13 protein-coding genes are annotated in these 13,355 nt (G+C 61.0%); 6 read left to right on the top strand and 7 right to left on the bottom strand.

Annotated elements, in window-relative coordinates:
* The first annotated feature begins 40 nt into the window (after positions 1–40).
* The 5 genes from QLG12_RS19750 (at position 41) to QLG12_RS19730 (ending at position 4,572) form a co-directional block, all read left to right on the top strand.
* Entirely contained in the window at positions 41–700 is a 660-nt protein-coding gene (locus QLG12_RS19750; RefSeq protein WP_197869767.1) for a FadR/GntR family transcriptional regulator, read from the top strand.
* Positions 690–1,994: a CynX/NimT family MFS transporter gene (locus tag QLG12_RS19745; protein WP_282475109.1), complete on the top strand. Its 1,305-nt coding sequence runs from the start codon at positions 690–692 to the stop codon at positions 1,992–1,994. Before QLG12_RS19750 ends, QLG12_RS19745 begins: the two co-directional genes overlap by 11 nt.
* A gap of 100 nt (positions 1,995–2,094) precedes the next feature.
* Positions 2,095–2,568, top strand: a complete 474-nt coding sequence (locus QLG12_RS19740) for a nuclear transport factor 2 family protein (protein WP_064593559.1) — start codon at positions 2,095–2,097, stop codon at positions 2,566–2,568.
* 39 nt (positions 2,569–2,607) lie between these two features.
* Positions 2,608–2,910, top strand: coding sequence for a GIY-YIG nuclease family protein (locus QLG12_RS19735; RefSeq protein ID WP_064382439.1), 303 nt, complete (start codon positions 2,608–2,610; stop codon positions 2,908–2,910).
* A gap of 726 nt (positions 2,911–3,636) precedes the next feature.
* Complete coding sequence (locus QLG12_RS19730; RefSeq protein ID WP_282475108.1) at positions 3,637–4,572, top strand: glutathione S-transferase family protein; 936 nt, start codon at positions 3,637–3,639, stop codon at positions 4,570–4,572.
* Positions 4,573–4,603: 31 nt separating this feature from the next.
* On the opposite strand, the gene QLG12_RS19725 is transcribed toward QLG12_RS19730, so the two are convergent.
* Both QLG12_RS19725 and yejK read right to left on the bottom strand, forming a co-directional pair.
* Positions 4,604–4,954, bottom strand: coding sequence for a glutaredoxin family protein (locus tag QLG12_RS19725; protein ID WP_236193177.1), 351 nt, complete (start codon positions 4,952–4,954; stop codon positions 4,604–4,606).
* On the bottom strand, positions 4,954–5,958 hold the full coding sequence (gene yejK / locus QLG12_RS19720) for a nucleoid-associated protein YejK (RefSeq protein WP_039769496.1): 1,005 nt from the start codon (positions 5,956–5,958) through the stop codon (positions 4,954–4,956). Before yejK ends, QLG12_RS19725 begins: the two co-directional genes overlap by 1 nt.
* A gap of 396 nt (positions 5,959–6,354) precedes the next feature.
* Here yejK and QLG12_RS19715 point away from each other — a divergent pair, with 396 nt between their 5' ends.
* Positions 6,355–6,636, top strand: coding sequence for an HU family DNA-binding protein (locus tag QLG12_RS19715; protein WP_064382436.1), 282 nt, complete (start codon positions 6,355–6,357; stop codon positions 6,634–6,636).
* Positions 6,637–6,758: 122 nt separating this feature from the next.
* Here the strand turns inward: QLG12_RS19715 and rlmF are convergent, their stop codons facing one another.
* The 5 genes from rlmF to QLG12_RS19690 all read right to left on the bottom strand — a co-directional run bounded on the left by rlmF (position 6,759) and on the right by QLG12_RS19690 (position 13,311).
* Positions 6,759–7,781, bottom strand: coding sequence for a 23S rRNA (adenine(1618)-N(6))-methyltransferase RlmF (rlmF, locus tag QLG12_RS19710; RefSeq protein ID WP_085747006.1), 1,023 nt, complete (start codon positions 7,779–7,781; stop codon positions 6,759–6,761).
* A gap of 133 nt (positions 7,782–7,914) precedes the next feature.
* Positions 7,915–10,761, bottom strand: a complete 2,847-nt coding sequence (locus QLG12_RS19705; protein WP_108559713.1) for a valine--tRNA ligase — start codon at positions 10,759–10,761, stop codon at positions 7,915–7,917.
* 151 nt (positions 10,762–10,912) lie between these two features.
* Entirely contained in the window at positions 10,913–11,323 is a 411-nt protein-coding gene (locus QLG12_RS19700) for a DNA polymerase III subunit chi (protein WP_197869771.1), read from the bottom strand.
* 8 nt (positions 11,324–11,331) lie between these two features.
* Positions 11,332–11,760, bottom strand: a complete 429-nt coding sequence (locus QLG12_RS19695) for a DNA polymerase III subunit chi (protein WP_282475107.1) — start codon at positions 11,758–11,760, stop codon at positions 11,332–11,334.
* Between the two features lie 60 nt (positions 11,761–11,820).
* A complete protein-coding gene (locus QLG12_RS19690) occupies positions 11,821–13,311 on the bottom strand; it encodes a leucyl aminopeptidase (RefSeq protein ID WP_007957362.1) in 1,491 nt (496 codons plus the stop codon).
* Positions 13,312–13,355 lie beyond the last annotated feature (44 nt).

The raw sequence follows: 13,355 nt of genomic DNA, 5'->3' as shown, positions 1-13,355 counted from the left end.
CAGAAAATACATCCCATGATTGGATGAAAGGGCGAATCCTATGTCAGACATTTCTCCACTCATTAAGCGATCGCTGGTCGACCAAGCCCTGGATCAGTTGCGCCAGCGCATTACCGACGGCAGTTGGCAGGTCGGTCAGCGATTGCCGACCGAGCCCGAGCTGTGCGCCGAGCTCGGCATCAGCCGCAACACCGTGCGCGAGGCGATGCGGGTGCTGGCGTTTTCCGGGTTGATCGAAATTCGTCAGGGTGACGGCAGTTACCTGCGGGCAGTGGTCGATCCGATGGACACGCTCAAGGCGCTGTCCAAATGCTCGCTGGATCAGGCCCGGGAAACCCGGCACATCCTTGAAGTCGAGGCCATTGGCCTGGCGGCCTTGCGCCGGACCGACGAAGACCTCGTCGCGTTGCGCGAGGCACTGGGGCACGCCGGCAGTCACTACCATGGCGACCTCGACAGCTACATCGCCTGCGATCTGGTTTTCCACCGCCGTCTGGTGGACGCCGCGCACAACCCGACCCTCAGCGAGCTGTATCGCTATTTTTCCAGCATCGTCGGCGCGCAATTGCGCCAGACCCTGAACATCGTCCCCCGTCGACAGGAAGTCTTCGATTTGCACGTCGCCTTGCTTGAGGCCGTCGAGCGGCGCGATCCGGAGCGGGCCAAAGCCCTGTCGAGGCAGTTGATCAATGAACCTTGAAACCGAGAAAACCATGTCCCGCCCAGAAGTCTCCACAGCCCCCGTTCGCAAGGCCGAGCTTGAAGAGTTGTTGATCGACGCCGAAGCCGATGACGATCAGGTGCAGCAAAGCCATCCGCTGGTGCGGCGCCCGTGGCTGTTGCTGCTGGGGCTGATCCTGGTGGCGTTGAACCTGCGTCCGGCGCTGTCGAGCATGGCGCCGTTGCTCGGTGAAGTGTCGAAAAGTCTCGGTTTGTCCGCTGCTCAAGCGGGATTGCTGACGACGCTGCCAGTGCTCTGCCTTGGGTTGTTCGCACCTCTGGCCCCATTGCTCGCACGGCGTTTCGGTGCCGAACGGGTGGTATTGGGGATTCTTCTGACACTGGCCGGCGGCATCATCCTGCGTAGCAATTTCGGTGAGACTGGTCTGTTCGCCGGCAGCGTGCTGGGTGGCGCGAGCATCGGCATCATCGGCGTGTTGCTGCCGGGCATCGTCAAACGCGACTTCGCCAAACACGCCGGCACCATGACCGGCGTCTACACCATGGCCCTGTGCCTGGGCGCGGCATTGGCGGCGGGATCGACCGTGCCATTGAGCGAACACTTTGACCACAGCTGGGCCATGGGCCTGGGTTTCTGGGTGATTCCGGCGCTGGTGGCGGCGGTGTTCTGGCTGCCGCAAATCGGCCAGAAGCATGGTGCACACAACGTTGCCTACCGGGTGCGCGGTCTGCTGCGGGATCCGCTGGCCTGGCAAGTGACCTTGTACATGGGCCTGCAATCGTCGCTGGCCTACATCGTGTTCGGCTGGCTGCCGTCGATCCTTATCGGTCGCGGGCTGACGCCGACCCAGGCCGGGCTGGTGCTGTCCGGATCGGTGATCATCCAGCTCGCCAGCTCCCTGGCGGCACCGTGGCTGGCCACGCGTGGCAAAGATCAGCGGCTGGCGATCGTGGTGGTGATGGCGTTGACCCTGGGCGGCCTGTTCGGTTGCCTCTTCGCGCCGATCGAAGGCCTGTGGGGCTGGGCGATCCTGCTGGGCCTGGGGCAGGGCGGCACGTTCAGCCTGGCGCTGACCCTGATCGTGCTGCGCTCGCGGGATTCCCATGTCGCGGCCAACCTGTCGAGCATGTCCCAGGGCTTTGGCTACACCCTCGCGTCGATGGGGCCGTTCGCGGTCGGCGTGGTGCACGACTGGACCGGCGGCTGGAATGCCGTGGGCTGGATTTTCGGCATCATTGGTGCCGGGGCGATCCTCGCCGGCCTCGGTGCCGGTCGCGCGCTGTACGTGCAGGTGGTTAGCGAAAAGGTCTGATACGCACACACTGTCGGTATTCGAAATGCGAATGCCGATAGTGTTTCAGGCGTTTGCGGATTATCGTGCTGGCAATCTGTACCTTTCCTGGAGATTGCCCATGAGTGAAGAAGCCCACAGCGCCCTGATCACCCGTTTCTACCAGGCCTTCCAGCGCCTCGACGCCGAGGCCATGGCCGCCTGCTACACCGACGACGTGGTGTTCAGCGATCCGGCCTTCGGCGAGCTGCGCGGTCGTGATGCCGGTGACATGTGGCGCATGCTCACCACTCGCGCCAAGGACTTCTCCCTGACCTTCGACAACGTCCGCGCCGACGAGCGCAGCGGCGGCGCCCACTGGGTGGCGACCTACCTGTTCAGCCAGACCGGCAATGTCGTGATCAACGATATCCAGGCACGCTTCGTCTTTCGCGACGGCAAGATCTGCGAACACCACGACCACTTCGACCTGTGGCGCTGGTCGCGTCAGGCGCTGGGTTTCAAGGGGTTGTTGTTGGGCTGGACGCCTCTGGTGCGCAACGCTGTCCGTGCTCAGGCGCTGAAAGGGCTGAAGGCATTTCAGGCGAGTCGCTGATAAGATCGCCACCTGTTTTCCTTACGCCTGAATTGTCCCGTGAACAGCCTCAGCGAAAATCCTCTCGATGCCGACGTTCCGGTGAGCAAATCCTGGTTCGTCTACCTCGTACGCGCCGCCAACGGTTCGCTGTACTGCGGGATCAGCGATGATCCCGTACGCCGTTTCGCAAAGCATCAGAGCGGCAAGGGCGCACGGTTCTTTCTTTCAAGCCCGGCGATGGCGCTGGTCTACACCGAGCGTTGCCGCGACAAGGGTGATGCGTTGCGTCAGGAGCGGTTGATCAAGAAGCTCAGGAAGAGTGCGAAGGAGTGTCTGGTGGCGTCTTATCGGCCTGATTGATCGGGTGCGAGCGGTAGAAATGCCTGCTCGTCGGAGCAGTGTCCTCAGACAAACGGCAGGCGAAAAAAAACCGCCTTTGCGGGGCGGCTTTTTCTGTAAACCTCGGTTTGCGGCCGGGTTTACTGCGTCTCACTGGACACACTAGCGTGGACGAAGATTATTCGTCTTTATGCCATCGAGCAAGTCTAAAAGCACTTGTTCAGAAAAATGCGGTTTTTGATTCATTTGTTTAAGCAGCGTGTCAGAAACCCGATTACGATCTGTCCGCTCGCATGACAGTGCAACTAATGAGGTCTGGCCGATTGGCGTAACGGTTTCATGCCCTCTGACACGGAGTTGCTCCCGTGCCGGAATGATATTTCAGAGGGTGTCACAACCGGCCGCCTCACTGGACACACTAGCGTGTATTCCGAAGGCGTACGTGGTCCGGTAAGCGCGCTGGAGGTTTGGCCCCCAACCGGAGGCCAAAACGTATGAAGCTTGTGCTACGTACTCTGAGCCTCGTATGGAGGTCGTTCAAAGCGTTTCGCTTTTACGAGTTCCTGCGAGATCACTTCGATGACCTGATGTAAGGTCATTGAAGTGGGAAGCCGTCTCGGCCTTGGCTGAGGCGGTTTTTTAGTGCCTTATCAACCTGACTGATCAGTTCCCATCAGCCGGATCCGTAGGCTGCGAACGAATTGCGCGCTAAGCTGCTGGTTCACTTTCTGTGCGGCGGAGCCGAGCATGTCCGAGTTGATTCTGCATCATTACCCGACCTCTCCATTCGCCGAAAAGGCCCGGCTGCTGTTGGGTTTCAAGGGCTTGTCCTGGCGCTCGGTGCACATCTCGCCGGTGATGCCGAAACCGGACCTGACTGCCCTGACCGGGGGCTACCGCAAGACGCCAGTGCTACAGATCGGCGCCGACATCTATTGCGACACTGCGCTGATCGCCCGACGCCTCGAGCAGGAAAAGGCCCAGCCTTCGTTCTTCCCGGAAGGTCAGGAAATGATCGCCGCCAGTTTTGCCGCCTGGGCCGATTCGGTGGTGTTCCAGCATGCGGTGAGCCTGGTGTTTCAGCCGGAATCGGTGGCGGTACGTTTCGGCAAGTTGCCGCCGGAAGCGATCAAGGCGTTTCTCGCCGATCGTGCCGGACTGTTCAGCGGTGGCAGCGCAACCAGGCTGTCAGCGGAGCAGGCCAAGCACAATTGGCCGACCCTCATGGCGCGTCTGGAGCAACAGTTGCAGCGTGAAGACGGCGACTTCCTGTTCGGTGAACCGTCGATTGCCGACTTCGCCATGGCCCATCCACTGTGGTTCCTCAAGGCCACGCACGTGACGGCGCCGTTGGTGGATGCTTATCCGGCAGTGTCGGCGTGGCTGGGTCGCGTGCTCGGTTTCGGCCACGGCGCGGCCAGCGAGATGAGCTCGGAGCAGGCACTGGAAATTGCGCGCAGTTCGACGCCGGCGGCGTTGCCGGACGAGGAATTCACTGATCCGAACGGGTTCGTGGCAGGTCAGCAGGTGCTGATCGCCGCGACAGACTACGGCGTTGATCCGGTTGCCGGTGAGCTGGTGTTTGCCGGTCGAGAGGAGTTGATCCTGCGCCGTGAAGACGAACGTGGCGGGTTGGTGCATGTGCACTTCCCGCGTTTCGGTTTCCGAATCGAGAAACGCTGAAAAAAATGAGGGAGCCCTTGGGCTCCCTCGTTCATTTCAGTGCAGCGAGAATTTCGTCCGGGTCAAACCCGCGTATCAACGTGCCATTGACGTCGATCAGCGGGATCCCGCGTCCGCCCAGCGCTTCATACGCCTTGCGTGCCTCGGCATCTTTCTCGATATCGAATTCCTTGAACGCAATGCCTTTCTGATCGAGAAAGCGTTTGGTCTGCTTGCAGTAGCCGCACCAGTCCGTCGCGTACAGCACCACATTGGCGTTGGCGCGGACCTGCTCCGACGCCATCTGCGACGGGTTGAACACCCGCTCGATCTTGCCCCAGTTCTGATAGACCACAACCACCAGCAGAACCAGTGCAACCTTTTTCAGCACATTGCCGAGCATCAGTTGCGACGCTTCAGCTGATCGGTGAGCGAGGTCGGCAGGCCTTTGATGACCAAAGTCCCGGCTTCTTCGTCGTATTCGATCTTCGAGCCCAGCAGGTGCGCTTCGAAGCTGATCGACAGGCCTTCGGCGCGGCCGGTGAAGCGGCGGAACTGGTTGAGCGTGCGCTTATCCGCCGGAATCTCCGGCGACAGGCCGTAATCCTTGTTGCGGATATGATCGTAGAAGGCCTTCGGGCGCTCTTCGTCGATCAGCTCAGACAGTTCTTCCAGGCCCATCGGTTCGCCGAGCTTGGCCTGGCTGCTGGCGTAATCGACCAGGGTCTTGGTCTTCTCGCGGGCGGAATCTTCCGGCAGGTCTTCGCTCTCGACGAAGTCGCTGAAGGCCTTGAGCAGGGTGCGGGTCTCGCCCGGGCCATCGACGCCTTCCTGGCAGCCGATGAAGTCGCGGAAGTACTCCGAGACCTTCTTGCCGTTCTTGCCCTTGATGAACGAAATGTACTGCTTGGACTGCTTGTTGTTCTGCCACTCGGAAACGTTGATCCGCGCCGCCAGGTGCAGTTGGCCGAGGTCGAGGTGGCGCGACGGGGTCACGTCCAGTTCATCGGTCACCGCCACGCCTTCGCTGTGGTGCAGCAGGGCGATGGCCAGGTAGTCCGTCATGCCTTGCTGGTAGTGGGCGAACAGCACGTGGCCGCCGACCGACAGGTTCGATTCTTCCATCAGCTTTTGCAGGTGCTCGACCGCGACTTTGCTGAACGCAGTGAAGTCCTTGCCGCCTTCCATGTATTCCTTCAGCCAGCCGCTGAACGGGAACGCACCGGACTCCGGATGGAACAAGCCCCAGGCTTTGCCCTGTTTGGCGTTATAGCTCTCGTTGAGGTCGGCGAGCATGTTCTCGATGGCTGCGGACTCAGCCAGTTCGGAGTCACGGGCGTGCAGGACTGCGGGTGTGCCGTCGGGTTTTTTGTCGATCAAATGGACGATGCAATGACGGATCGGCATAGGCTTCTCGGCTGGTGGAAGGGAGGAGGGCGGGCTCCCCCGAAAAAGCGCCCAGTGTACCGCAACCACTGGATTTGGCGCGGGGTGAAGGGCAAATCCGGGTCACCCGACCGCCCTTATGCATTTATTTACCGATTTAGCGCAATAAACCTGACCATTTGGCTAGCTAGAGGCGGATATTTCCTTGTCTCTGTGCTAGTTTTGCCCGGTCTTGTGCGAAGTCACCGCGACAAGCATGCATTCAGCTTTTGTCAGGTCGAACCAAACCTTGATTTCGGCATCTATAACCCCGACTCGTCGTGGTTATCGCCGAGGGTGCCAGATCCAGAAGATCGGGCTCGATGGCTGACACTGCACTCTGCAATCCATATGAATTTGATAGGGAAGGAACACTACATGGCTCTTACTAAAGACCAACTGATCGCCGACATCGCTGAAGCTATCGACGCGCCGAAAACCACCGCGCGTGCCGCTCTGGACCAACTGGGTCAAATCGTTGCCGATCAGCTGGAAAATGGTGCCGAAATCACTTTGCCAGGTATCGGCAAGCTGAAAGTGACCGAGCGTCCTGCCCGCACTGGCCGTAACCCGTCGACTGGCGCTGCCATCGAAATCCCTGCCAAGAAAGTGATCAAGCTGGTTGTGGCCAAAAGCCTGACCGACGCTGTGAACAAGTAAGACGCAGCGATACAAAAAAACCGTGCACCGGAGCGATCCGGGCACGGTTTTTTTATGTCTGCTGTTGGTGTTTCAGCAGTAGCGGCGGCTTTGCGATCAAGCGCCGCCCCGATTGAAGTGTATTACTTGCGAACCCAGCGTTCGCGCCGCCAGATCTGCTGCTCGGACTTGGTCTGGAAGGTCCAGGCCACGAAGCGGCTCTGCTTCTGCCCCTGGGACATTTCCACCACCTGGCTTTCCAGCGCACCGGCCTTCTTCAGCGCGGTTTCGATGGCAGGCAGGTTCGAAGCTTTCGAAACCAGGGTGCTGAACCACAGCACCTTGTGCGCAAAGTTCGCACTTTCGGCGATCAGTTGCGTCACGAAGCGCGCTTCACCGCCTTCACACCAAAGTTCGGCCGATTGACCGCCAAAGTTCAGTACCGGCAGTTTGCGTTTCGGATCGGCCTTGCCCAGTGCCCGCCACTTACGCTCGCTGCCCTTGGTGGCCTCCTCCATCGAAGCGTGAAACGGCGGGTTGCACATGGTCAGGTCAAAGCGCTCGCCGGGCTCCAGCAGGCCGATCAGGATGTGCTTGCGGTTTTCCTGCTGGCGCAGCTGGATGACCTTGTTCAGGTCGTTGGACTGGACGATGGCCCTGGCGGCGGCCACGGCGGTCGGATCGATCTCCGAGCCGAGGAAGTGCCAGCGATATTCGCTGTTACCGATCAGCGGATAAACGCAGTTGGCGCCCATGCCGATATCCAGCACATTGACGATGGCGCCGCGCGGAACCACGCCGTCGTTGTTGCTGGCCAGCAGGTCTGCCAGGAAGTGGATGTAGTCGGCACGGCCCGGCACCGGCGGGCACAGATAATCGGCCGGGATGTCCCAATGCTGGATGCCGTAGAACGACTTGAGCAGCGCCCGGTTGAACACACGCACTGCATCGGGACTGGCGAAGTCGATGCTTTCCTTGCCGTACGGGTTGGTGATCACGAACTTCGCCAGTTCCGGCGTGGTCTTGATCAGCGCCGGGAAGTCGTAGCGACCCTGATGGCGATTGCGCGGGTGAAGGCTGGCTTCTTTACGCGGCGCCACGGGCTTGGCCGGGGTGGCGGAGTCAGGCTTCTTGCGCGCAGGTTTTGGTGTACGTGGGGCGTTCATGGGCGTGGTCGATTCGGGTAGGGCTGAAAGTGGCGGCCATTGTCCCACAGGGAGCCGTATTGTTGGCCGGAAAAGTGCCGGGCACAAAAAAGGGAGGCCGTTGCGGGCCTCCCTTTTTCAGTGCGATTTGCCGTTACAGGCTGGCAATCCGCGCGTGCTGCTCGGCCAGCTTGGCCAGAGCCTGTTCGGCTTCGGCCAGTTTGGCGCGTTCCTTCTCGATGACTTCGGCCGGGGCCTTGTCAACGAAACCGGCGTTGGACAGCTTGCCGCCAACGCGCTGGACTTCGCCCTGCAGACGCAGGATTTCCTTGTCCAGGCGCGCCAGCTCGGCGCCCTTGTCGATCAGACCGGCCATCGGCACCAGCACTTCCATCTCGCCAACCAGCGCGGTCGCGGACAGCGGCGCTTCTTCGCCGGCGGCCAGTACGGTGATCGACTCCAGACGCGCCAGCTTCTTCAGCAGCGCTTCGTTCTCGGTCAGACGGCGCTGGTCTTCAGCGCTGACGTTCTTCAGGTAGATCGGCAGCGGTTTGCCCGGGCCGATGTTCATTTCGCCACGGATGTTGCGCGTGCCGAGCATCAGGCCCTTGAGCCATTCGATGTCGTCTTCGGCCGCCGGATCGATGCGCTCTTCGTTGGCCACCGGCCATGGTTGCAGCATGATCGTCTTGCCTTGAATACCGGCCAGCGGCGCGATGCGCTGCCAAATTTCTTCAGTGATGAACGGCATGAACGGATGCGCCAGGCGCAGCGCCACTTCCAGTACCCGAACCAGCGTGCGGCGAGTGCCGCGCTGACGCTCGACCGGCGCGTTTTCGTCCCACAGTACTGGCTTGGACAGTTCCAGGTACCAGTCGCAGTACTGGTTCCAGATGAACTCGTACAGCGCTTGCGCCGCCAGGTCGAAACGGAACTGATCCAGTTGACGGGTCACTTCGGCTTCGGTGCGTTGCAGTTGCGAGATGATCCAGCGATCCGCCAGCGACAGCTCGTAGGCTTCGCCGTTCTGGCCGCAGTCTTCGCCCTTGTCCAAAACATAACGCGCGGCGTTCCAGATCTTGTTGCAGAAGTTGCGATAGCCTTCGACGCGGCCCATGTCGAACTTGATGTCGCGACCGGTGGACGCCAGCGAGCAGAAAGTGAAGCGCAGGGCGTCGGTGCCGTAGCTGGCGATGCCGTCGGCGAATTCGTCGCGGGTCTGCTTCTCGATCTTCTTCGCCAGTTTTGGCTGCATCAGACCGGAAGTGCGTTTCTGCACCAGGGTTTCGAGCTCGATGCCGTCGATGATGTCCAGCGGGTCCAGGACGTTGCCCTTGGACTTGGACATCTTCTGGCCCTGGCCATCACGCACCAGACCGTGTACGTAAACGGTCTTGAACGGAACCTGCGGCGTGCCGTCCTCGTTCTTGATCAGGTGCATCGTCAGCATGATCATCCGGGCAACCCAGAAGAAAATGATGTCGAAACCGGTGACCAGCACGTCGGTGGAGTGGAATTTCTTCAGGAACTCGGTCTTTTCTGGCCAGCCCAGAGTGGAGAAGGTCCACAGGCCCGAACTGAACCAGGTGTCGAGAACGTCGTTGTCCTGTTGCAGCGCAACGTCCGGGCCGAGATTGTGCTTGGCGCGCACTTCGGCTTCGTCGCGACCGACGTAGACCTTGCCCGACTCGTCGTACCAGGCGGGAATCCGGTGGCCCCACCACAGCTGACGGCTGATGCACCAGTCCTGGATATCACGCATCCACGAGAAGTACATGTTTTCGTACTGCTTCGGCACGAACTGGATGCGACCGTCTTCAACGGCGGCAATCGCAGGCTCGGCCAGCGGCTTGGTGGACACGTACCACTGGTCGGTCAGCCACGGCTCGATGACGGTGCCGGAGCGGTCGCCTTTCGGCACTTTCAGGTTGTGGTCGTCGACGCTGACCAGCAGGCCGGCGGCGTCGAACGCGGCAACGATCTGCTTGCGCGCTTCGAAACGCTCGAGGCCGGCGTACTCGGCCGGAATCTTGCCGTCGATGCTGTCGTTCAGCGTGCCGTCGAGGTTGAACACTTGCGCTGCCGGCAGCACGTTGGCGTTCTTGTCGAAGATGTTCAGCAGCGGCAGGTTGTGACGCTTGCCGACTTCGTAGTCGTTGAAATCGTGGGCCGGGGTGATCTTCACGCAGCCGGTGCCGAATTCAGGATCGCAGTAATCGTCGGCGATGATCGGGATGCGGCGGCCGACCAGCGGCAGCTCGACAAACTTGCCGATCAGGGCTTTGTAGCGCTCGTCGTTCGGGTTCACTGCGACGGCGGAGTCGCCGAGCATGGTTTCCGGACGAGTAGTCGCGACGATCAGGAAATCGTTGCCTTCAGCGGTTTTCGCGCCGTCGGCCAGCGGGTATTTCAGGTTCCACAGGAAGCCTTTCTCGTCGTGGTTTTCCACTTCGAGGTCGGAAATCGCCGTGTGCAGTTTGGTGTCCCAGTTGACCAGACGCTTGCCGCGATAGATCAGACCGTCTTCGTGCAGGCGCACGAACGCTTCCTTGACGGCTTCCGAGAGGCCGTCATCCATGGTGAAGCGCTCGCGGCTCCAGTCAACGGACGAGCCGAGGCGACGGATCTGACGGCTGATGTTGCCGCCGGACTGATCCTTCCATTCCCAGACTTTCTCGAGGAATTTTTCCCGGCCCAGATCATGGCGGTTCTGGCCCTGGGCTTCGAGTTGACGCTCCACCAGCATTTGCGTGGCGATACCGGCGTGGTCGGTGCCCGGCTGCCACAGGGTGTTGCGACCCTGCATGCGGCGGAAACGGATCAGGGCGTCCATGATCGCGTTGTTGAAACCGTGACCCATGTGCAGGCTGCCGGTGACGTTCGGCGGCGGGATCATGATGGTGTAGGAGTCGCCCGCGCCTTGCGGGGCGAAGTAGTTCTCGGACTCCCAGGTGTTGTACCAGGAAGTTTCAATGGCGTGCGGCTGGTAGGTCTTATCCATGCGCGGCGGGACCCTATTGGCATTTATTCAGGAAAAGCCGGGAAGTATAGCTGGGGGGGCAGCGGCAGGCTACAAGCTGCGAGCCGCAAGCTATTGTCTGCGGACTCAGGCAGCTGTGGATTTCAGAAGGTATGCGGCTTTTGCTCGCCGCTTAAAGCTTGCCGCTCGAAGCTGCGGCGAGAAGCCGTTCCATCCGCGCCTCGAGGCGGCGTTTGATTTCGGTTTCGATGTGCGGCGCGAAGTCGTCGATCACGTCCTGCATGATCAATTGTGCGGCGGCGCGCAGTTCGCTGTCCAGGTGCAGGAGGGCGTCGGGGCCTTTATCCACAGGCGCAGCGGCAGGCTGCGCGGCTGGCGTCGGTGTGGGTGTGGGTGCAGCCTCGACAGCTTGCGGTGTGTTGTCGACCGAGTCGAACAGCATCGGAATCTGTTCCTGTTCGCCATCATCGACTGTGTCGGTCAACAGCGGCGGTTGCAGGTTGTCATCGCCCAGCAACTGGCGGATCGACTCAAGGTCATCCAGCAGGTGCGCGGGTTTTTGCAGCGGTTTTGGAGTGTCCATCGGCGTACTCAGAGTCGCTGTAAACGGTGGTCTTGCAGAGGATAGCCCTGTTCGCGGTAGAAACGGAAACTCTCCCGCGCCGCAGTGCGGATCGCCGGATCTTCCACTACCACCTCGGCAACGCGGGCGAATTTATTGGCGAAAACCGGGACTTTCAGGTCGAGGTTGACCAGCAAGTCCGCGTGCTGGCCGCAGTCATCGCCCAGACCCAACACGATCAGTCCTTCCGGTTCGCTTTCAGCCGGGCCGTGAGGCACGAAGGTTTCGCCCTTGAACGCCCACAGTCGCGCATCGAGATCATCACGCTGGGCGGCATCGCGGCAATGCAGGTAGATGCGATGGCCCATGCGCCAGGCTTTATCGGTGAGCTTGCAGGCAAAATCCAGGCGAGCCGAAGGGTCGGCGCTGGGCAGGATATAAAAGTCGACTTTGGTCATTGCGGTTCCTGAGCCTTGAACGGCGCCGCCCGAAGGCAGCGCCGCCCAGGTTCATCGGTTTCAGGCCTTGGCGCGGTCCAGCAGGTATTGGGTCAGCAGCGGAACCGGACGCCCGGTGGCGCCCTTGTCCTTGCCGCCGCTGGTCCAGGCGGTGCCGGCGATGTCCAGGTGCGCCCAGTTCAGGTTCTTGGTGAAGCGCGACAGGAAGCAGGCGGCGGTGATGGTGCCGGCTTTCGGACCGCCGATGTTGGCGATGTCGGCGAACGGGCTGTCCAGTTGCTCCTGGTATTCGTCGAACAGCGGCAGTTGCCAGGCGCGGTCGTCGGCAGCCTTGCCCGCGCTCAGCAGTTGCTCGATCAGTTCGTCGTTGTTGCCCAGCAGGCCCGACGTGTGGGCGCCCAGCGCGACGACGCAGGCACCGGTCAGGGTCGCGATGTCGATCACCGCTTGCGGCTTGAAGCGCTCGGAGTAGGTCAGTGCATCGCACAGCACCAGACGACCTTCGGCGTCGGTGTTGAGGATTTCCACGGTCTGGCCGCTCATGGTGGTGACGATGTCGCCCGGACGCGAAGCAGTGCCGCTCGGCATGTTCTCGGCGCAGGCCAGGATGCACACCAGGTTGATCGGCAGCTTCAGTTCCAGAACGGCGCGCAGAGTGCCGAACACACTGGCGGCACCACCCATGTCGTACTTCATCTCGTCCATGCCGGCGCCCGGTTTCAGGCTGATGCCGCCAGTGTCGAAGGTGATGCCTTTACCGACCAGTGCGTACGGCTTCTCGGATTTCTTGCCGCCGTTGTATTGCATGACGATCAGGCGCGGCGGCTGGGCGCTGCCCTGGCCGACGGCGTAGAACGAACCCATGCCCAGCGACTTGATCTTCTTCTCGTCGAGGACTTCGACTTTCAGATCCTTGAACTCTTTGCCGAGGTTCTTGGCCTGTTCGCCCAGGAAAGTCGGGTGGCAGATGTTCGGCGGCAGGTTGCCCAGGTTGCGAGTGAAGGCCATGCCGTTGGCGATCGCGGTGGCGTGATTCACGGCGCGTTGCACTTCGGCCTGAGCGGCCTTGATGGTCAGCAGGGTGATTTTCTTCAGCGCGCGCGGTTCGGCTTTCTGGCTCTTGAACTGGTCGAAGGTGTATTCGCCGTCGACCAGGGTTTCGGCCAGCAGACGGGTCTTGCCGTAGCTGTCACGGTTCTTGACGATGATTTCATCGAGTGCCAGTACGGCGTCGCTGCCGCCCAGGCCTTTGAGGGTGTTGAGGATACCAGCGACGATCTTGCGGAACGGACGGTCGCCCAGTTCTTCATCCTTGCCCACGCCCACCAGCAGCACGCGTTCGGCTTTCAGGTTCGGCAGGCTGTGCAGCAACAGGCTCTGGCCGACCTTGCCGGCCAGGTCGCCACGCTTGAGCACGGCGCTGATGGCGCCGCCGCTCAGTTCGTCGACCTGTTTGGCGGCGACGCCGAGTTTGCGGCCTTCGCCGACGGCAACCACCAGGGTGGCGGTTTTCAACGTTTCTGGGCTAACGCTTTTTACAACCAGTTCCATGTCCGGATCCCTGAATGAATGGTCAACACACAGGCGTTCGACGT

The sequence above is a fragment of the Pseudomonas sp. V88_4 genome (genome assembly GCF_029967985.1).
Taxonomy (GTDB): domain Bacteria; phylum Pseudomonadota; class Gammaproteobacteria; order Pseudomonadales; family Pseudomonadaceae; genus Aquipseudomonas; species Aquipseudomonas glycinae.
The sequence above is the reverse complement of the archived record's forward strand: the minus strand, read 5'-3'. Positions and strand labels throughout refer to the sequence as shown.